The 16,710-nt window shown below is 59.0% G+C and carries 18 protein-coding genes; 7 read left to right on the forward strand and 11 right to left on the reverse strand.

Annotated features, from left to right (window positions below; translation table 11 throughout):
* Positions 1 to 17 precede the first annotated feature (17 nt).
* Together glnE and QWY83_RS05150 are read left to right on the forward strand one after the other, a co-directional pair.
* A complete protein-coding gene (gene glnE / locus QWY83_RS05145) occupies positions 18 to 2,777 on the forward strand; it encodes a bifunctional [glutamate--ammonia ligase]-adenylyl-L-tyrosine phosphorylase/[glutamate--ammonia-ligase] adenylyltransferase (protein WP_249946308.1) in 2,760 nt (919 codons plus the stop codon).
* A gap of 7 nt (positions 2,778 to 2,784) precedes the next feature.
* Entirely contained in the window at positions 2,785 to 3,057 is a 273-nt protein-coding gene (locus QWY83_RS05150; protein ID WP_067548875.1) for a hypothetical protein, read from the forward strand.
* Between the two features lie 3 nt (positions 3,058 to 3,060).
* Here the strand turns inward: QWY83_RS05150 and eda are convergent, their stop codons facing one another.
* Both eda and edd read right to left on the reverse strand, forming a co-directional pair.
* Positions 3,061 to 3,702 carry a bifunctional 4-hydroxy-2-oxoglutarate aldolase/2-dehydro-3-deoxy-phosphogluconate aldolase gene (gene eda / locus QWY83_RS05155; RefSeq protein ID WP_249946557.1) on the reverse strand — a complete coding sequence of 214 codons (642 nt, stop codon included), beginning with the start codon at positions 3,700 to 3,702 and terminating at the stop codon, positions 3,061 to 3,063.
* Positions 3,703 to 3,733: 31 nt separating this feature from the next.
* The gene (edd, locus tag QWY83_RS05160; RefSeq protein WP_249946307.1) at positions 3,734 to 5,539 is read right to left on the reverse strand and encodes a phosphogluconate dehydratase; all 1,806 of its coding nucleotides are present in this window, start codon (positions 5,537 to 5,539) and stop codon (positions 3,734 to 3,736) included.
* Positions 5,540 to 5,752: 213 nt separating this feature from the next.
* On the opposite strand from edd, the gene QWY83_RS05165 reads away from it, so the two are divergent.
* The 3 genes from QWY83_RS05165 to QWY83_RS05175 are packed head-to-tail and all read left to right on the forward strand — an operon-like array spanning position 5,753 to position 8,116.
* On the forward strand, positions 5,753 to 6,340 hold the full coding sequence (locus QWY83_RS05165; RefSeq protein WP_249946306.1) for a DUF6778 family protein: 588 nt from the start codon (positions 5,753 to 5,755) through the stop codon (positions 6,338 to 6,340).
* 40 nt (positions 6,341 to 6,380) lie between these two features.
* The gene (locus QWY83_RS05170) at positions 6,381 to 7,580 is read left to right on the forward strand and encodes an RSP_2647 family RNA methyltransferase (RefSeq protein WP_249946305.1); all 1,200 of its coding nucleotides are present in this window, start codon (positions 6,381 to 6,383) and stop codon (positions 7,578 to 7,580) included.
* Positions 7,577 to 8,116: an RSP_2648 family PIN domain-containing protein gene (locus tag QWY83_RS05175; RefSeq protein WP_249946304.1), complete on the forward strand. Its 540-nt coding sequence runs from the start codon at positions 7,577 to 7,579 to the stop codon at positions 8,114 to 8,116. Before QWY83_RS05170 ends, QWY83_RS05175 begins: the two co-directional genes overlap by 4 nt.
* Here QWY83_RS05175 and QWY83_RS05180 read toward each other — a convergent pair.
* The 7 genes from QWY83_RS05180 to QWY83_RS05210 form a co-directional block, all read right to left on the reverse strand.
* Positions 8,113 to 8,790, reverse strand: a complete 678-nt coding sequence (locus tag QWY83_RS05180) for a M48 family metallopeptidase (RefSeq protein ID WP_249946303.1) — start codon at positions 8,788 to 8,790, stop codon at positions 8,113 to 8,115. The two genes, QWY83_RS05175 and QWY83_RS05180, sit on opposite strands and share 4 nt — an antisense overlap.
* Positions 8,791 to 8,826: 36 nt before the next feature.
* Positions 8,827 to 9,429 carry a DedA family protein gene (locus tag QWY83_RS05185; protein ID WP_249946302.1) on the reverse strand — a complete coding sequence of 201 codons (603 nt, stop codon included), beginning with the start codon at positions 9,427 to 9,429 and terminating at the stop codon, positions 8,827 to 8,829.
* The gene (locus tag QWY83_RS05190; protein WP_249946301.1) at positions 9,426 to 9,764 is read right to left on the reverse strand and encodes a hypothetical protein; all 339 of its coding nucleotides are present in this window, start codon (positions 9,762 to 9,764) and stop codon (positions 9,426 to 9,428) included. The genes QWY83_RS05185 and QWY83_RS05190 overlap by 4 nt, the downstream gene beginning before the upstream one ends.
* Positions 9,761 to 10,945 carry a vWA domain-containing protein gene (locus tag QWY83_RS05195; protein WP_249946300.1) on the reverse strand — a complete coding sequence of 395 codons (1,185 nt, stop codon included), beginning with the start codon at positions 10,943 to 10,945 and terminating at the stop codon, positions 9,761 to 9,763. The genes QWY83_RS05190 and QWY83_RS05195 overlap by 4 nt, the downstream gene beginning before the upstream one ends.
* Positions 10,946 to 10,948: 3 nt before the next feature.
* Complete coding sequence (locus QWY83_RS05200; protein ID WP_167668774.1) at positions 10,949 to 11,122, reverse strand: hypothetical protein; 174 nt, start codon at positions 11,120 to 11,122, stop codon at positions 10,949 to 10,951.
* 13 nt (positions 11,123 to 11,135) lie between these two features.
* Positions 11,136 to 12,485, reverse strand: coding sequence for a DUF2927 domain-containing protein (locus tag QWY83_RS05205; protein WP_105235275.1), 1,350 nt, complete (start codon positions 12,483 to 12,485; stop codon positions 11,136 to 11,138).
* Between the two features lie 422 nt (positions 12,486 to 12,907).
* Positions 12,908 to 13,747, reverse strand: coding sequence for an AAA family ATPase (locus QWY83_RS05210; RefSeq protein ID WP_249946299.1), 840 nt, complete (start codon positions 13,745 to 13,747; stop codon positions 12,908 to 12,910).
* Positions 13,748 to 13,935: 188 nt separating this feature from the next.
* Here QWY83_RS05210 and dksA point away from each other — a divergent pair, with 188 nt between their 5' ends.
* A complete protein-coding gene (dksA, locus tag QWY83_RS05215; protein WP_067549703.1) occupies positions 13,936 to 14,358 on the forward strand; it encodes an RNA polymerase-binding protein DksA in 423 nt (140 codons plus the stop codon).
* Positions 14,359 to 14,361: 3 nt separating this feature from the next.
* A complete protein-coding gene (locus QWY83_RS05220; protein ID WP_249946298.1) occupies positions 14,362 to 15,519 on the forward strand; it encodes an FAD-dependent monooxygenase in 1,158 nt (385 codons plus the stop codon).
* On the opposite strand, the gene xth is transcribed toward QWY83_RS05220, so the two are convergent.
* Together xth and QWY83_RS05230 are read right to left on the reverse strand one after the other, a co-directional pair.
* Complete coding sequence (gene xth / locus QWY83_RS05225; RefSeq protein WP_249946297.1) at positions 15,516 to 16,298, reverse strand: exodeoxyribonuclease III; 783 nt, start codon at positions 16,296 to 16,298, stop codon at positions 15,516 to 15,518. The two genes, QWY83_RS05220 and xth, sit on opposite strands and share 4 nt — an antisense overlap.
* A 60-nt stretch (positions 16,299 to 16,358) precedes the next feature.
* Positions 16,359 to 16,685, reverse strand: coding sequence for a HesB/IscA family protein (locus QWY83_RS05230; RefSeq protein WP_067548831.1), 327 nt, complete (start codon positions 16,683 to 16,685; stop codon positions 16,359 to 16,361).
* Positions 16,686 to 16,710: the final 25 nt, after the last annotated feature.

Below are 16,710 nucleotides of genomic sequence, written 5' to 3' on the forward strand. Positions count from 1 at the left end.
CCTATGAGAGTGTGCCCATGACCTTCGAATCCCGACTGACCCGCAGCCCCCGTCCATTTGATACTGACCGTGCAGAGGACGCTATCGGCTATTTGCCTGACACCCCAGCGGGGCTGGTGCCTTTGGTCAAAGGGGCGGGCGGGTGCAGCCCCTATTTGCTCGACCTGATGAAGAAAGAAGCGGCGTGGATCGTGCCTGCCTTTGACGACCCCGAGGCGGCGTTTAAGGGTGTCTTGACAGAAGTCGCAGCACTTTCGGTTGATCAGCTGTCTTCTGGCCTGAGGCAAGCGAAACGGCGCGTGGCTCTGCTGACGGGCTTGGCTGATTTGGGTGGGGTATGGCCGCTGGAAACGGTCACCCAAGCGCTCTCTGATTTCGCGGATGCCTCTGTCGATGTGTGTCTAAAGACACTCGTAGCGCATGAGATTGGGCGCGGGAAAATCCCGGGCCTGTCTGATGAGGCCGCTGAAACGGCGGGCGGAATGGTCGCTTTGGCCATGGGCAAGGGCGGTGCGGGAGAGTTGAACTATTCCTCTGACATCGACCTGATCATGCTCTTTGACGAAGAGCGGTTCGATGACAGCAATTACCACGACGCGCGGGCGGCCTTTATCCGTGTGACGCGCAAGTTGACCACGCTCTTGTCGGACAACACCGCCGAAGGTTACGTGTTCCGCACCGACCTGCGTTTGCGTCCCGATGCCAGCGTCACGCCCGTCTGTATCCCGATGATCGCGGCTGAGCATTATTATGAGTCCGTCGGTCGGACGTGGGAACGTGCCGCCTACATTAAGGCGCGTCCAGCCGCAGGCGACCTAGAGGGCGGGGCGAAGTTTCTTGAAACCCTGCGCCCGTTTGTTTGGCGCAAGCACCTCGATTTTGCGGCGATTCAGGATGCCCATGACATGCGGCTGAAAATCCGCGACCATAAGGGGCTGCATGGGGCGCTGAACCTTGATGGGCATAACATTAAGCTAGGTCGTGGCGGGATCAGGGAGATCGAGTTCTTCACCCAGACCCGCCAGTTGATTGCGGGTGGTCGTGATCCGAAATTGCGGGTGCGTGAAACACGGCGCGGGCTGGAACGGCTTGCGGCAGCGGGGTGGGTGCCTGAGCAGGACGCTGTAACGCTCTATGATCATTATCGTTTCCACCGCGAGGTCGAGCACCGCGTTCAGATGATCAACGACCAGCAGACCCATGCTTTGCCAAATTCGGCAGAGGGTTGGGCGCGACTTGCGGCCTTTATGGATCGCGACGTTGCAGACTTGCGGGCCGAACTGACCCAACGGTGCGAAGAGGTGCACACCCTAACCGAAGGGTTCTTTGCCCCCGGTCAGGCGGCAAAGCCCGAAGACGATTTTGGCGCAGAGATGGAAGCCCAGTGGCGCGGCTATCCTGCGTTCCGGTCGGAGCGCGCGGTCGATATTTTTAAACGTCTGAAGCCAGAGATTTTCGGTCGTTTGAAAGAGGCGGCAAAGCCCGATGAGGCGCTGTTGCAGTTCGACGGGTTCTTGCGCGGATTGCCTGCGGGCGTTCAGCTGTTTTCGCTCTTTGATGCGAACCCGTCGCTGACCCAATTGATCGTGGACATTTGTTCGACGGCCCCTGCGCTGGCGCAATATCTGTCGCGCAACTCTGATGTGTTCGACATGGTGATCGGCGGGTCGTTCTTTGCCCCTTGGCCCGGCGTCGAAGAACTGTCGCGGTTGCTCGCTCGCGCAATGTCAGAGGCACCCGATTATGAGGCGCAGCTGAATATGGCGCGGCGGTTCATGAAGGAATGGCACTTCCGCGTTGGCGTGCATCATCTGCGCGGCTTGATCGATGCCCAAGAAAGCGGGCGCCAATATGCGGAACTGGCAGAGGCCGTGATCGCGGGGCTTTGGCCGCTGGTCGTGGCAGAGTTCAGCGCGAAACATGGCACTCCTCCGGGGCGGGGGGCTGTGGTCCTTGGCATGGGATCGCTCGGGGCTGCGCGGCTCAATGCGGGATCAGACCTCGACCTGATAATGATCTACGACGATCAGGGTGTGGAAATGTCCGATGGACTGCGTCCTCTTGCAACGCGCCCCTATTACGCCCGCCTGACCCAAGCGCTCTTGACCGCTGTGACCGCACCGATGACGGATGGGCGGCTCTATGAGGTGGATATGCGGCTTCGTCCCTCGGGGCGGCAGGGGCCTGTCGCGACCTCGATCCTATCGTTCGACAATTATCAGCGGACAGAGGCGTGGACATGGGAACACCTCGCGCTGACGCGGGCGCGGCCTGTTGCGGGGAACATGGAACTGGGGGCCGAGGTCGAGGCACTCCGCCTCGCGGTGCTCAACGAAAAATCGACGGGCCAGACGGTATTGACCGATGTGGCCGATATGCGCCGTCGCATCGCAGAGGCCAAAGCGCCTCAGGGTGATTGGGACGCGAAAATCGGGGCGGGACGGTTGCAGGATGTCGAACTTTGCGCCCAGACAGCAGCGTTGCGAGCGGGGAGTGCAGCGCGCACCGTGCCCGAACAGATCGCGGCGGGTGTCGCCTCTGGATGGCTGGATGCCGCGGATGAAGCGGCCCTAACACGTTCTGCCGCGCTATTTTGGCAACTGCAGGCAGCAGCCCGACTTCTCACGGGGGGTGTTTTACATCCCGAAGACCTTGGCGAAGGCGGTCGGCGCTTTATCTTGCGGGAGACCGGATGTGCCGACACCGACAGCTTACTTCAGACGATGGAGGCAGCCGCGGCAGAGGCGGATGCGGTTATCACCCGTTTGTTGGATTAGATGGACCATGTCAAAAGACAAACTCGACCCTGTAGGCGTTATTCGCGAGTCCTATAACATCGACGGCATTGGTGCCGACGATTGCCGGACGATTTTCCTTGGCTGGGTTCTCAAGGTGCCTGTCGAAGAGGACACCGACGATTTCGTGCGTCAGCTGCTAGAGCGGCACGCGGATGAGCCAGCAGATCACCCGATGACGGTGACGCTCAAGGCGGCTCTGGAAAAAACAGACCGCCCGGCGCGGCGCGGCGGACGGTCTGCACGGGTTATCACCCAATAGGGATTAGCGGGCGAGCGCGGCGGCCTCTTTGGCCAATGCCTCGATCCCAGCCCAATCGCCAGCTTTGACGAGGTTCGCAGGTGCGACCCATGATCCACCGCAGCACAGCACGTTGGACAGCGACAGGTAGTCGTTGACGTTCTTCATGCTGATGCCACCAGTGGGGCAGAATTTGACCTGCGGGATCGGTGCGCCAATCGCCTTGAGCGCAGGGGCGCCGCCGTTTGCCTCGGCTGGGAAGAACTTCATTACGGTATAGCCGCGCGCATAGAGCTTCATCACGTCCGACGGGGTTGCGGTCCCTGGCAGAAGCGGCAGGTCGTTTGCCTCGCAAGCATCAAGAAGTTCGTCGGTCACACCCGGCGACACGCCAAAGGTCGCGCCCGCAGCCTTGGCCGCTTCGACGTCTTTTGGGGTGAGGAGGGTGCCCGCACCAACAACGCCACCCTGAACGGTTGCCATCTCGCGGATGACATCAAGTGCAGAAGGGGTGCGCAGTGTCACTTCGAGCGCCGGCAGACCACCCGCGACGAGGGCGCGTGCGAGATCCGCAGCGGTACTTGCGTCGTCGACGACGAGCACAGGAACAACGGGGGCCAGTTCGCAGATTTTGCGGGCTTCGATGGATGCAGCTTCAGGGGTCATATGTTTAATCCTGTTGAATGAATGGGCGCGGTCAGAGGACGACCGCAGCGCCGTCAGAAGCGAGGCCGACATTGCGGCGGAAAACGTCAAAGAGTTCGCGGCCAACGCCGTTGCCATTTGCCGAAAGGTCAGGCGTAGCGGCAGTGCGGGTGGACAGGTCCACGCCGATCACCTCGAGCGTACCCGCCTTTGCATCGAGGCGAACAATGTCACCGTCTTGCAAATAGGCGAGCGGACCACCGTTCGCGGCCTCGGGTGAAACGTGGATCGCGGCAGGCACTTTGCCCGATGCGCCCGACATACGGCCATCGGTCACGAGCGCCATTTTATACCCACGGTCTTGCAGAACCGAGAGGGTCGGCGTCAGCGAGTGCAATTCAGGCATCCCGTTCGAGGACGGCCCTTGGAAGCGGACAACAACCACTGTGTCGCCTGTGAATTCGCCGTTCTGGAAGGCTTTCTTTACGTCGGCCTGTTCGTGGAACACGCGGCAGGGGGCTTCGATGATTTGGCGGTCCTCGGCGACGGCAGAAACTTTGATCACCCCACGGCCAAGGTTGCCTGTGAGTTGCTGCAGGCCACCATGCGCGTTGAACGGCTCTGCCACAGGGCGGAGGATTTTGTCGTTCAGCGTCTCCTTGGGGCCTTCAGCATATTGTACGCGACCGTCTACCAATTTCGGCTCTTGGGTGTAGCGCTCAAGTCCCTTGCCCGCAATCGTGGTCACGTCGTCATGCAGCAGACCAGCGTTCAGCAGCTCGGAGATCATGAACTGAAGACCGCCCGCCGCGTGGAAGTGGTTCACGTCAGCGAGGCCGTTTGGATAGACCTTGGCTAAGAGCGGAACCGCTTCAGACAGTTGCGCGAAATCTTCGAGGTCGAGGATGATCCCCGCCGCACGGGCCATCGCAGGCAAGTGCAGAACGAGGTTCGTTGACCCACCCGTTGCCATCAGACCCACGATGCCGTTCACAAAGGCGCGTTCATCCAGCACGTCACAGGCGGGCGTAAATTCGTTGCCCAGCGATGTGATCTGCGCCGCACGTTCAACGCCCGCAACAGTGAGTGCATCACGCAATGGTGTGTTCGGGTTCACGAAAGACGAACCGGGGAGGTGGAGGCCCATGAACTCCATCAACATTTGGTTGGTGTTCGCGGTGCCGTAGAAGGTGCAGGTGCCCGGACCGTGGTAAGAGGCCATTTCAGCCTCCATCAGTTTGTCACGACCGACTTCGCCCGTTGCGAATTTCTGGCGGACCTTGGCCTTTTCATCGTTCGGCAGGCCAGAGGTCATCGGTCCAGCGGGGATGAACACCGCAGGGAGATAGCCAAAAGTCGCCGCAGCCATCACGAGGCCGGGCACGATTTTATCGCAGACGCCAAGGTAAAGCGCGGCATCAAAAGTGTTGTGCGATAGGCCAACGCCAGCAGCCAGCGCGATAACGTCGCGGGAAAAGAGCGACAACTCCATTCCCGTTTGGCCTTGGGTCACGCCATCGCACATCGCAGGCACACCGCCTGCGACCTGTGCCGTCGCGCCGACCTTGCGGGCGATATCGCGGATCATGGCGGGGTAGGTTTCATACGGCTGATGCGCCGAAAGCATATCATTGTAAGCAGTAATAATGCCGAGGTTCGGGGCGCGGTCATCAACGAGCGCTGCCTTGTCTGCACCCATCGCAGCATAGGCGTGAGCTTGGTTTCCGCAGGCGAGGTGGGCACGGCGCGGCCCTTGGGCAGCAGCGGCTGACATGTGGTCCAGATAGGTGCTGCGCGTGTTTTCACTGCGCGCGCGGATACGGTCGGTTACCTCGACTAGCGTCCGGTGAAGGGACATTGGATTCTCCTGCGGTCTCTCTCTCGACGGGCCGTTTAGCACAATATGTTAACGCTAACAACTATCATGACAACAGAAAACCCATCGGTGCCGTGCGAGTGAAGTTTCACGAAATCAGACCACTCCCGCCACAGTTGTGCCGCTATTCGAGTGGATAGTTAATCAAACCTTAATGGTAGAAGAGTGGCCGAATGGCTGCCGAAGGGACTGAAGATGCGACTTTTGAAAACAGTATTTGCAACTGCACTGGTGTTCTTTGTTGCTGGGTGTGTGAGTGACAATGGTGTAACCCGAAATGCAACGCTAGAGGCGCCGTTGCCTTCGGTGGGTGAGCAGGCTTTGCCAAGCTACACCGTGCGGAACGTTCAGATCATTGTGCCCGAGACACTTTCCGTCTCTGAGGCAAATTCGATTAAACCTGTAGCCGACATCGTGTGGCGTGGGGATATTGGCGGCACGCGTCACGAACAACTCCGCGTTCTATTCGAAGAGGCTGCTCGCGATGGTGCGGAACGTCTGCGTGGTCAGGTGCCTGTCGTTGCTGAAATGACGCTGACGCGGTTCCACGGCCTGACCCAGCGCACCCGTTATTCTTTTCAGGGCGACTACGACATCAACTTTGTCCTTGTAGTGCGCAATGCCAATACAGGTGACGTGATCGAAGGTCCGCGCAATGTGCGCCTCGTCCTAGATAGCCCGCACCCTGATGATGTGCTGGCGATGGATGCCCGCGGCTATTCCGAGCGGATGTTCGTTAAGGACTACCTTGTTGGTGCGCTTGCACAGGTTCTGACGCACTAACAGCCTTTCCGAGGCTTACGAAACAGAGTAGGAGGGCGGCATGAACATGCCGTCCTCTTTGCCTATTGTGCGCCTCATGCCCAAAGCTGACGCCAGAGCGATCCGCTTTGGCTTCCCGTGGGTTTATTCCAACGACCTCGTCACCGACCGCCGCACCAAGGCGATCGAGGCGGGCGCTATTGCCGAATTGCAGGATGCCGAACGGCAACCGCTCGGCCTTGTGGCGTTTAATCCAGACTCGCGCATTATCGCGCGGATGCTGGATCGCGATACATCGGCGGTGATTGATCAGGCTTGGATTGCGGGGCGTCTGAAAAAGGCTCTCGACCATCGCGAACGTGTCTTTGCAGAACCGTTCTATCGTTTGGTTCATGCTGAGGCTGACGGGTTCCCTGGCGTTGTGATCGACCGTTTCGGTGATACCGTTGTGATGCAGCCGAACGCGGCTTGGGCGGATCGTCTGGTGCCTGAGTTTACTGCGGCTCTCCAAGAGGTCGTTGGCATTAAGACCGTGATCATGAACGGCTCTGGTCGTGCACGCGGCCTCGAAGGTCTGCCTGAGGAAATGAAGGTCGTTGCGGGTGACGCCCCAACAGCGCCGATCCCCGTGCCGATGAACGGTGCGATCTATATGGCAGACGTTATGGGCGGCCAGAAAACGGGCCTGTTCTATGACCAACGCCCGAACCATGCGTTCAATGCGGGGCTGTGTAAGGGCGCGAAAGTGCTCGACGTATTTTCGCACGTGGGTGGGTTCTCGCTAGCTGCACTTGCTGGCGGCGCAGAGAGTGCGCTGGCGGTTGATGGATCAGCTGCGGCGCTATCGCTTGCCGAACAAGGCGCAGAGGCGATGGGTGTGTCGTCGAAATTCGCAACCCGCAAGGGCGATGCGTTCGATGTGCTAGCGGCCTTGGCCGAAGAAGGCGAAACCTTTGACGTGGTCGTCTGTGATCCGCCTGCCTTTGCCCCGTCGAAACAATCGCTTGAGGCTGGCTTGCGGGCTTATGAACGTGTGGCGCGTCTTGCTGCGCCGCTTGTACGTGAGGGCGGTTACCTTGCGCTCTGTTCCTGTTCGCACGCTGCGGACCTGTCGAAATTCCGCAATGCGTCTGCACGCGGGATCGGTCGGGCAGGGCGCTCTGCGCAGATCATCCACACGGGCTACGCTGGGGCCGATCACCCGATGATGCCGCAACTCGCAGAGAGCGGATATCTGAAATCCGTCTTTTTCCGCCTGTGAGAGTTCTGATCGACGCCTGCGTTCTGTTTCCCACGGTCATGCGGGAAGTGGTGCTGGGCGTCGCGGCACAGGGGTTGTTTGAACCCCGCTGGTCGGATCGCATCCTTGAGGAATGGGCGCGAGCAACGCCCAAGCTCGGCGAAGGGGCAGAGGCCATTGCGCGGGGCGAGATCGCGCTGTTGTCCGCACGGTTCCCTCGGGCGATTGTGCCTGTCGCGCCCCATGTCGAACAACGGTTGTGGCTCTCGGACCAGAACGACATTCACGTGCTGGCTTCGGCGATTGCAGGGTCGTGTGACGCGATCCTGACGATCAACGCCAAAGATTTCCCGAAACACGTATTGGCCGAAGAGGGCTTAGCGCGGCTGGACCCTGACGGGTTCCTTTATTCCCTCTGGCTCGACCATCCCGCGCAGGTCCAAGCCGCCGCAGATGCCGTTCTGGCAGAGGCGCGGCGATTGTCAGCAGACGATTGGACCATGCGGTCCCTTATGAAAAAAGCCCGGTTGCCCCGTTTGGGTAAAGCGCTGGATTAGGCCCACTTTGCCGTGTTGTCGCGGATGGCGGCGATGCGTTCGTCGGCCTTTGGATGGCTCAATAGCCATGCAGGGATTTGGTTCGCGTGGCCACCAGAGAGCCGTTCGAGTTTCTGAAACAGGCTGATCTGTGGGTCGGCCCCGATCCCCGCCTTGAGCAAGAGCGCGGTCGCATAGGCGTCGGCCTCGTATTCATCACGGCGGGACAGTTTCGCGGCTAAGAGCGATAAAAGCGTATTGGCGAGCCACGGCCCGATCACCGGAATAAACCGACCGAGGATCCCCATCAGCAGCATCCGCAGTGCGTTTTGCCCACTGAAATCAATCATCCGGCGGCGCGAATGGCCCAAGGCCACGTGACCCATTTCATGGGCGATCACACTGGCGATCTCTTCGCCCGTGACCTCACCTGTGCGGAACTTTTGCAGGAACCCACGGGTGATGAAAATCCGTCCGTCAGGGGCGGCCAGACCGTTGATCTGGGGGATTTCGTAGACAAAGACCCGCACCCTTGGAATATCGAGAGCCTTGGCCAACCTATCCGTTACAGGTTTCAGCGCAGGATCGGCGAGTTCCGTCGATTTCGCATCCAGCTCGCGCCGCAAACGCCACGACGAGAAATGCCACATGGCGAGGGCATAGAGGATCGGGAGGACGAAAATCAGATAGCGCATGGTGTAAATATGGGAGCCTCACGCCCCGCGACAAGCCTAACCATGGCGATGATGATCGCGCCACCGTTTCCACAGCCAATGGCCAAAGCCTAACGTGAGGACGAGCGCGACCAGAAGGCCCGAGAGGTCAGAGGCAACTTCTGCCGCATAGATGATCTGATCCGCGAACAGGAGGCCGAGGGTGATGTAGATCAGAACCCAAACAGCCTCGCCTGCGGCGCCCCAGATGGTGAACCGCAGACGGTTCATCCCCACGATCCCGCCCGCGATATTGGCATATGGCCCCAGCGGGCTGAGCGCCCAACGGCTAAGGAAAATCGCTATGCCGCCATGTTTGTGGGTGAGGTCTTGGGCCTGTTGAAACAGTTTCGCCCGTTTGGGGTGGCTAATGATCTTATGGCGGATATGGCGGCCACCATGTTTGCCGATGATATAACCCGTCTGATCGCCTACCATCGCGCCCCCAAAGGCCGCAGAGGACACGGCGAGGTAGCTCAAATCACCCGCGCCGACAAAGGCGCCCCCCGCCATCATCGCAAGAGAGGCAGGGATCGGTAGGGCGAGACACGACAGGAAGGTTACAATGAACAAGATCCACGCACCATAGACCGCGACTTGCCCCAAAACCCATTCGGTCACCGCACGTTCTCCGCTAAAAAGGCCTGAACTTCGGCGATGACTTGGGCCACGGGGACACCGCGCAACTCTGCGATATCTTCGAGCGTCGGTCGGCCTTCGGGTTTTTCCGTGATGCCGATGGCGGTGGCGAGGTCGCGACTATCCACATGCCAGCTGTGCGCGATGAAACCAGGTGTCATCCATTCCGCAGGATCAACGCGCCGGTGGGCGGGATCATTCCAAAACAGCATGTCGAGCACGAATTTAACGAGGAAGAACCCCAGCAAAACGACAGCCAGCGCAAAGCCCACAATGGCGATGCGGTGTTTGGTAAAGAAACGGTTTAGCCTGCTCATCCCAGCGCCTTCATGCCGCGTTCGATCCCTTCGAGCGTCATCGGCACCATGCGGTCAGCACCAAAGATGTCGCGGATCATTCCGATGGATTGAGTATACCCCCAAAGCCGTTCAGGAACAGGGTTGATCCACAGGTGATTGGACCACTGATCTCGCGCCCGCTCGAGCCAAACCTGTCCTGCCTCTTCGTTCCAATGTTCATTGGCCCCGCCGCGATAGGCGATTTCATAGGGGGACATCGAGGCGTCACCGACAAAGATGCATTTGTAGTCGGGGCCATAGGTGTGCAGTACGTCCCATGTCGGCGTTTGCGCATTCCAACGACGGGCATTGTCGCGCCAAACGCCTTCGTAGAGGCAGTTATGGAAATAGAAATGTTCGAGGTGTTTGAACTCGCTCCGTGCGGCGCTGAAGAGTTCTTCGACCACCTTGATATGCGGGTCCATTGAGCCGCCGATGTCAAAGAACAGCAGCACCTTCACCGCGTTGCGCCGTTCGGGGCGGGTCTGCACGTCGAGATAGCCGTGCTCTGCCGTGGCGCGGATCGTACCATCAAGGTCCAACTCGTCCGCCGCCCCATCACGCGCCCATTTGCGCAGACGTTTCAGCGCGACCTTAATGTTGCGGGTGCCAAGTTCGACGCTATCGTCGAGGTTCTTGAATTCCCTTTTGTCCCAGACTTTTACGGCGCGTTGGTGTCGTGATTTGTCTTGACCAATACGGACGCCTTCGGGGTTGTAGCCATAGGCGCCAAAGGGCGACGTACCCGCTGTGCCGACCCATTTCGATCCACCTTGATGGCGGCCCTTTTGTTCTTCGAGCCGCTGTTTCAGCGTCTCCATCAACTTGTCAAACCCACCGAGCGATTGGATTTCGGCTTTTTCCTCGTCGCTCAGGGTTTTTTCCGCGAGCTTGCGGAGCCATTCCTCAGGAAGGTCCATCGCCTCGACCACATCGTCGAAACTGATGCTCTCAAGCCCTTCAAAACTAGCGGCAAAAGCGCGGTCGAATTTGTCGAGGTGGCGTTCGTCTTTTACCAGCGCTGCGCGGGCGAGGTAGTAAAACGCATCCACGTCATATGTGGCGATCCCTGCGGCAAGCCCGTCGAGGAACGACAGAAACTCCCGCAACGAGACCGGCACGCCGCCTTTCCGAAGGGTTTCGAAAAACGGCAGAAACATCGATTATGGCCGATAGCTGCGGTCGATCCCGATCATGATGAACAGCGCGATCGTGCCGAGGATCAGCGCGTAAACCGCTGCCCATTGCAGGATGTCGAGGGCGGAGCCGCCCCGTAGCTTTGCCCGAAGGCCCCCGAAAATGGCACCGAGAAGCAGGCCGAAAATGGGGATAAGCATGGGGCGTTTCTCCTTATCTTGGATCGAGTGCGGCAACCTCGCGCAATCGGGTCCTGACGTTTTGATCAGAGCCAAATCCATACCGCGCCCACGCCAGACTGTCCATGCGGGTTTGGGACGCCTCTGACGCACGACCGAGGTTGTCCAGTGCTTCGGCTTTGAACATCATGAGGGTCGCAAGTAGGGCCGCGTTTTCATGAGCGGCTGCAATAGGGATCGCTTCGTTCGTGATCTGCAGGGTCTGGATGTTGTCCCCTTCAGAGAGAGAGAACGCCGCTAGTTGCACCGCCACATGGGCGCGTTGCAAACGGGTTTCGGCACTGGCGCGATAGGCGCGGTCTGCTGCCTCGAACGCGGCACGGGCGAGGGCAGGGTCGCGCCCGACTTGCAGGCGACCATAGACGAAATTGGCAAAGCCTTCGCGGGTGTTCGACCATCCATAACTGCGCGCAAGGTTCACAGCGCGCTCTGCCGCGGCGGTTCGTCCACCAGCGGGTGTCCCAGAGGACAGCGCCGTTTCCATCGCGTCAATCCAGTCGCGGGACGTGTCATTGACGGGCCGACCATCGCTGCGTTCACCTGCTGGGTTCAAACGGGCAAGGATGGCGGGCAGGCGCGCGGCGACTTCACCGCGGGTCATGCCATTGCGCAGTTCGGGCGAATAATAGGCCTTGAGCATCAGCATATCAAAGCTGGTCAGCACCGCATGCATGTTGTCATCGTTAAAGATCGAATCCGGCAGGCGGTAGAGATCGTTGAGCGGGCCGATGGCTTGGGCTAGTTCTTCGTGCAGGCAGTCGCGAATTTCTTGCGGTGCCACATCGGCGGGCACAAAGACGGTCGCACGGTCGCGGCGTTCCAGCGTGGTCCAATCGACCTGCGGCGTGCGGCGCACTTGTTTGAACTCTTCCCAGCTCGATACGCGGGGCACCACGAAACAAGCGGCGCGTGGGACAGCGCGGGTTAGCTCGGCCCGTGGAATGGCTTGGATTGTGATGGCGGCCTCAGGCGCACCCGTTAAGAAAATGTCGATGCCCGCCTCGTTTTGCATCCGCGCCAAAAGCGCGCGCAAATCGGTGACGAGGGTCGCATTGGCGGGGCCAGTGACGCGCACCGAAATTGGGCCTTCGAACCGTGTGAGCGTGGCAATCGGGCGACCGCTCTCCATACGGAACGAGAGGTCGAGGAAATCGCGCAGCAGTTCGCTGTTCGGGCGGGTCGGCAAGGAGACGTTGTTATTAGCAAAGGTCCGCATTGGCGGCAGGTGATCCTCCATGCTCAACGCACGGGTCGGTTCAAACGTCTGCGGCATCGGTGTGCAGGCGGTCAACGTTGTCACGGCCATCAGGTAGGCAGCTCTCATAGCAGGCCTCCTTTGGGCAGACAGGTCGCATTGGCGCCCAGCAGGGTGGCGCCAATTGTTTGTAACAGTCCAGACAGGCGCGATTGCGCGGTCTGGTGATCTTTAACGGTCCACAGCCTAGCCCGACCCGCAACCATTGCGGGGGGGAACTGGCGGCATTCGACCGGCATTTTTGCCTTGGTCAAAGTGCTCTCCTCAATTTACCCACAACCCTAACCTGCCGAAGGAGTGGGGCCGCATTCAGATCGCAAAGGGGTTTTACCAAGGCGAGCCTTACGCAACACGACAACTAAAAGGCGTCGTGCTGCCACAAATCACGCGAAAAATGGCAATTGTTTACCAATTTGGCGAAATCGTGTCGCAGCCGCGCCACTATCGTAGTGCGTGGCAACAATCATGCCGCAAGATGTTGAATCGAAGGATCAGCGCGCCCGACGCGCCATAAAGGCGAGTCGTTCGAAAAGATGAACGTCCTGTTCATTTTTCAGCAGCGCGCCGTGCAGTTTCGGCAGCGCATTGCCCGAATCCTGTCGCAAATCCTCGGCGCTGAGGTCCTCTGCGAGGAGGAGTTTCAGCCAGTCGAGCACTTCAGAGGTCGATGGTTTCTTTTTCAACCCAGGGGTTTCACGCACTTCAAAGAAGCGGGTGAGGGCTGTCGACAAAAGGTCGGCTTTGATATTGGGGTGATGGACCGCGATGATCTGGCGCAGCGTGTCGGCATCGGGGAAACGAATGTAGTGAAAGAAACAACGGCGCAGAAACGCGTCGGGCAGTTCCTTTTCATTGTTCGAGGTGATGATGACGATCGGGCGATTGATTGCGCGGATCGTTTCGCCCGTCTCATAGACATGGAACTCCATCCGATCGAGTTCTTGCAACAGGTCGTTCGGAAATTCGATGTCGGCCTTATCTACCTCATCAATCAAAAGGACGACCTTTTCATCGGCCTCAAACGCCTGCCAGAGCTTACCTTTTTTGATGTAGTTTTTCACATCGTGAACACGTTCGTCGCCCAACTGGCTGTCCCGAAGACGGCTCACCGCGTCGTATTCATAAAGACCCTGTTGCGCCTTTGTGGTCGATTTGATGTTCCATTCGATCATCCGCAGACCTAGCGCCGCAGCGACCTGACGGGCCAGTTCCGTTTTTCCCGTTCCCGGCTCCCCCTTGACCAAGAGCGGACGTTCCAGCGTGACCGCGGCATTCACCGCAACCTTAAGATCGTCGCCAGCCACATAAGAATCGGTTCCGTTGAACTGCATTGTCGTCCGTCCCTTCAAAGTCGTGTGACAGTATCACGACGAAAACGACCTGCAACCATTGACGAAATTACCATTTTCGGGCGTGACACTCCTGTGCTGAGAGAGTAAAGGAGGGCGCGAGTTAGAGGGAGTGGCTGATGGCCGATGAACCCAACATGACGGCCGACAGCGCGATTAAGGGTAGTTCGATGAAAGCCGAGAATTTTCTTCCGGAAGATTACCGTCCCGCCGAGGACGAACCGTTTATGAACGAGCGTCAGCTCGAGTATTTTCGTCGTAAATTGATTGCGTGGAAAAACGATATCCTCGAAGAAAGCCGCGACACGATCACTGGCATGAAAGAGGGCACACGGAACATTCCAGACATTGCTGACCGCGCGTCTGAAGAAACTGACCGTGCGCTGGAACTGCGCACCCGTGACCGTGAGCGCAAGCTGGTTTCGAAAATCGACGCTGCGATCCGTCGGATCGACAACGGCGAATACGGCTACTGTGAAATGACCGGTGAACCGATCAGCCTCAAACGTCTTGATGCGCGTCCGATCGCGACCATGACGCTCGAAGCACAAGAACGCCACGAGCGCCGCGAAAAAGTTCACCGCGACGACTAAGGTATGACCACCGGCGCAAATTCCGGCCGGCGGGTCGTTATCATTGGGGGCGGCATCGCGGGTCTCGCGGCCGCCCTTTGCTTTGCCCGCACGGGGGCAGAGGTTCAGGTTTTCGAACAGGCCGACGAATTGCGCGAAGTGGGCGCAGGGTTGCAGATCACGCCCAATGGCGGAGCTGTTCTCGCGGCCTTGGGTCTGGGCGCGATTGCTGATCAGCGCAGTATTTCCGCTTCGGCATTAGTACCTGTCGATGCCATGACGGGCGAGGCGATTGGGCGGTTCGATTTATCGCGGCTCCCTGGTCAGCCCTATCGGTTCTTCCATCGAGCGGATTTGTTGGACCTCTTGGCCGAAGGCTGCGAGCGGGCCAAAGTCAAAATCACTTTAGACGCTAAAGCGGTCGAGGTTGGTGAGACCCATGTTCGGTTTTCCAACGGCGATACAGCAGAGGGTGATCTGATCGTCGGTGCCGATGGACTTCATTCTGTGGTGCGTCCGATCCTGAACGGTGAGGATAAGCCGTTTTTCACAGGGCAGGTCGCGTGGCGGTCTGTGGTCAAGGTGCCGTCATCCCAGCCCGAGGTAAAGATCTGGATGGGCGCGGGCAAACACGTCGTGACCTATCCACTGGTGGGCGGGCGGATCAATATCGTCGCCGTGCAAGAGCGCAAGGAATGGGCCGCTGAGGGCTGGAACTTCTTTGACGAACCTGACGTGCTGCGCGAGGTTTTTTCCGATTGTCACCAGAGCCTCTTTGATCTCTTTGATCAGATGCAGACCGTCCGCCGTTGGGGTCTTTTCCGTCATCCCGTGGCCAAGGTTTGGCATGACCACAGTCGCGCGATATTAGGCGATGCGGCGCATCCGACGTTGCCATTCATGGCGCAGGGTGCAAACCTTGCGCTAGAGGATGCCTTTGTCATGGCGCGTTGTCTGGACGATGATCCGTCCGTGCATTTCGGCCTCAAGGCGTATCAAGCGGAACGGCGGTCGCGGGTCAATCGTGCGATTGAGGCGGCGAACCGCAATGCGGTGAACTACCACCTTACAGGGATCAAACGCCGCGTGGCTCATGCGGGTCTGCGGACGATGGCACAACTCACACCGAACCTGTTTTTGGGGCGGTATGACTGGCTCTATAACTACGATGTGACGGCTTAGGCGTCCAATTCGAGCCAAACAGGAACGTGGTCGCTTGGTTTATCTTTGGCCCGTTCGTCTTTCTGAATGTAGCAATCGACCATGAGGTCTGCGCACTGCGGTGTCATCAGGAAGTGGTCGATGCGGATGCCGTCATCGCGGTTCCATGCACCCGCCTGATAATCCCAGAAACTATAGTGACCGCCGCCGATGGTGCGGGCTCGGAAGGCTTCGGTAAAGCCGAGGTTCAGGATACGGCGAAACGCGGCGCGGCTCTCTGGACGGTAGAGCGCGTCTTCGGTCCATGCCTCTGGGCGCTTTGCGTCCTCGGCCTGCGGGATGATGTTGTAATCACCCGCCATGAACGCGGGCATCTCATCCGCCATCAGTGCTTGCGCGCGGGCATAGAGACGTTCCATCCATGCGAGCTTGTAGTCGAATTTGGGACCTGGTGCGGGGTTACCGTTGGGCAGGTAGAGGCCACAAATGCGGACGGCCTCTTTGTCGCCAATCACGGTCGCCTCGATCCAGCGGGCCTGTTCGTCGCTGTCATCGCCGGGCAGACCGCGGGTCACATCCTCGAGCGGGAGGCGGGACAGGATCGCGACGCCGTTAAAGCTCTTTTGTCCATGGGTTTCAACGCGGTAGCCCATGTCTTCGAAATTTTCGCGGGGGAAGTTTTCGTCGACCGATTTGATCTCTTGTAGGATCGCAACGTCGGGTTTGCTCTCTTCCAGCCATTCAGTCAGTCGTTCAAAACGCGCTTTGATCCCGTTGATATTGAACGTCGCGATTTTCATGGGCTGCCTCCTGCGTTGCGCCTGTTGTCCCCGCTAGAGCCTTCAGACGCAAGGGCTTTGTCACATGGAAAACGAGGTTCCGCAGCCGCAAGACGAAGCCGCATTAGGGTTGTCGATGGCAAAGCGGGCACCGATCAGTTCTTCGGTAAAGTCTATGGTGGCCCCAGCGAGGAACGGCAGCGATGTCGGGTCGATCACGACTTTTTCACCAGCCCCCTCAAGGATCAGGTCATCCGCCGCAGGTTCATCCAATTCGATCTGATATTGAAACCCAGAACAGCCGCCGCCTTCAACCGCGATGCGCAGGGCCTTGCCCTGATCAGCTGCGCCGATTTCGGCCAGTCGTTCAAAGGCACGTTGGGTCACGTTGGGCGGGAGGTTGAGCATTTTCAGGCCTATAAGTTGCAGCGTG

The organism is Marivivens donghaensis, from assembly GCF_030410045.1.
In the GTDB taxonomy this organism is placed as follows: domain Bacteria; phylum Pseudomonadota; class Alphaproteobacteria; order Rhodobacterales; family Rhodobacteraceae; genus Marivivens; species Marivivens donghaensis.

Coding starts and splice junctions, on each gene's coding strand:
- glnE (WP_249946308.1), top strand. CDS start 18: ATGACCTTCGAATCCCGACTGACCCGCAGCCCCCGTCCATTTGATACT.
- QWY83_RS05150 (WP_067548875.1), top strand. CDS start 2,785: ATGTCAAAAGACAAACTCGACCCTGTAGGCGTTATTCGCGAGTCCTAT.
- eda (WP_249946557.1), bottom strand. CDS start 3,702: ATGACCCCTGAAGCTGCATCCATCGAAGCCCGCAAAATCTGCGAACTG.
- edd (WP_249946307.1), bottom strand. CDS start 5,539: ATGTCCCTTCACCGGACGCTAGTCGAGGTAACCGACCGTATCCGCGCG.
- QWY83_RS05165 (WP_249946306.1), top strand. CDS start 5,753: ATGCGACTTTTGAAAACAGTATTTGCAACTGCACTGGTGTTCTTTGTT.
- QWY83_RS05170 (WP_249946305.1), top strand. CDS start 6,381: ATGAACATGCCGTCCTCTTTGCCTATTGTGCGCCTCATGCCCAAAGCT.
- QWY83_RS05180 (WP_249946303.1), bottom strand. CDS start 8,790: ATGCGCTATCTGATTTTCGTCCTCCCGATCCTCTATGCCCTCGCCATG.
- QWY83_RS05190 (WP_249946301.1), bottom strand. CDS start 9,764: ATGAGCAGGCTAAACCGTTTCTTTACCAAACACCGCATCGCCATTGTG.
- QWY83_RS05195 (WP_249946300.1), bottom strand. CDS start 10,945: ATGTTTCTGCCGTTTTTCGAAACCCTTCGGAAAGGCGGCGTGCCGGTC.
- QWY83_RS05200 (WP_167668774.1), bottom strand. CDS start 11,122: ATGCTTATCCCCATTTTCGGCCTGCTTCTCGGTGCCATTTTCGGGGGC.
- QWY83_RS05205 (WP_105235275.1), bottom strand. CDS start 12,485: ATGAGAGCTGCCTACCTGATGGCCGTGACAACGTTGACCGCCTGCACA.
- QWY83_RS05210 (WP_249946299.1), bottom strand. CDS start 13,747: ATGCAGTTCAACGGAACCGATTCTTATGTGGCTGGCGACGATCTTAAG.
- dksA (WP_067549703.1), top strand. CDS start 13,936: ATGAAAGCCGAGAATTTTCTTCCGGAAGATTACCGTCCCGCCGAGGAC.
- QWY83_RS05220 (WP_249946298.1), top strand. CDS start 14,362: ATGACCACCGGCGCAAATTCCGGCCGGCGGGTCGTTATCATTGGGGGC.
- xth (WP_249946297.1), bottom strand. CDS start 16,298: ATGAAAATCGCGACGTTCAATATCAACGGGATCAAAGCGCGTTTTGAA.
- QWY83_RS05230 (WP_067548831.1), bottom strand. CDS start 16,685: ATGCTCAACCTCCCGCCCAACGTGACCCAACGTGCCTTTGAACGACTG.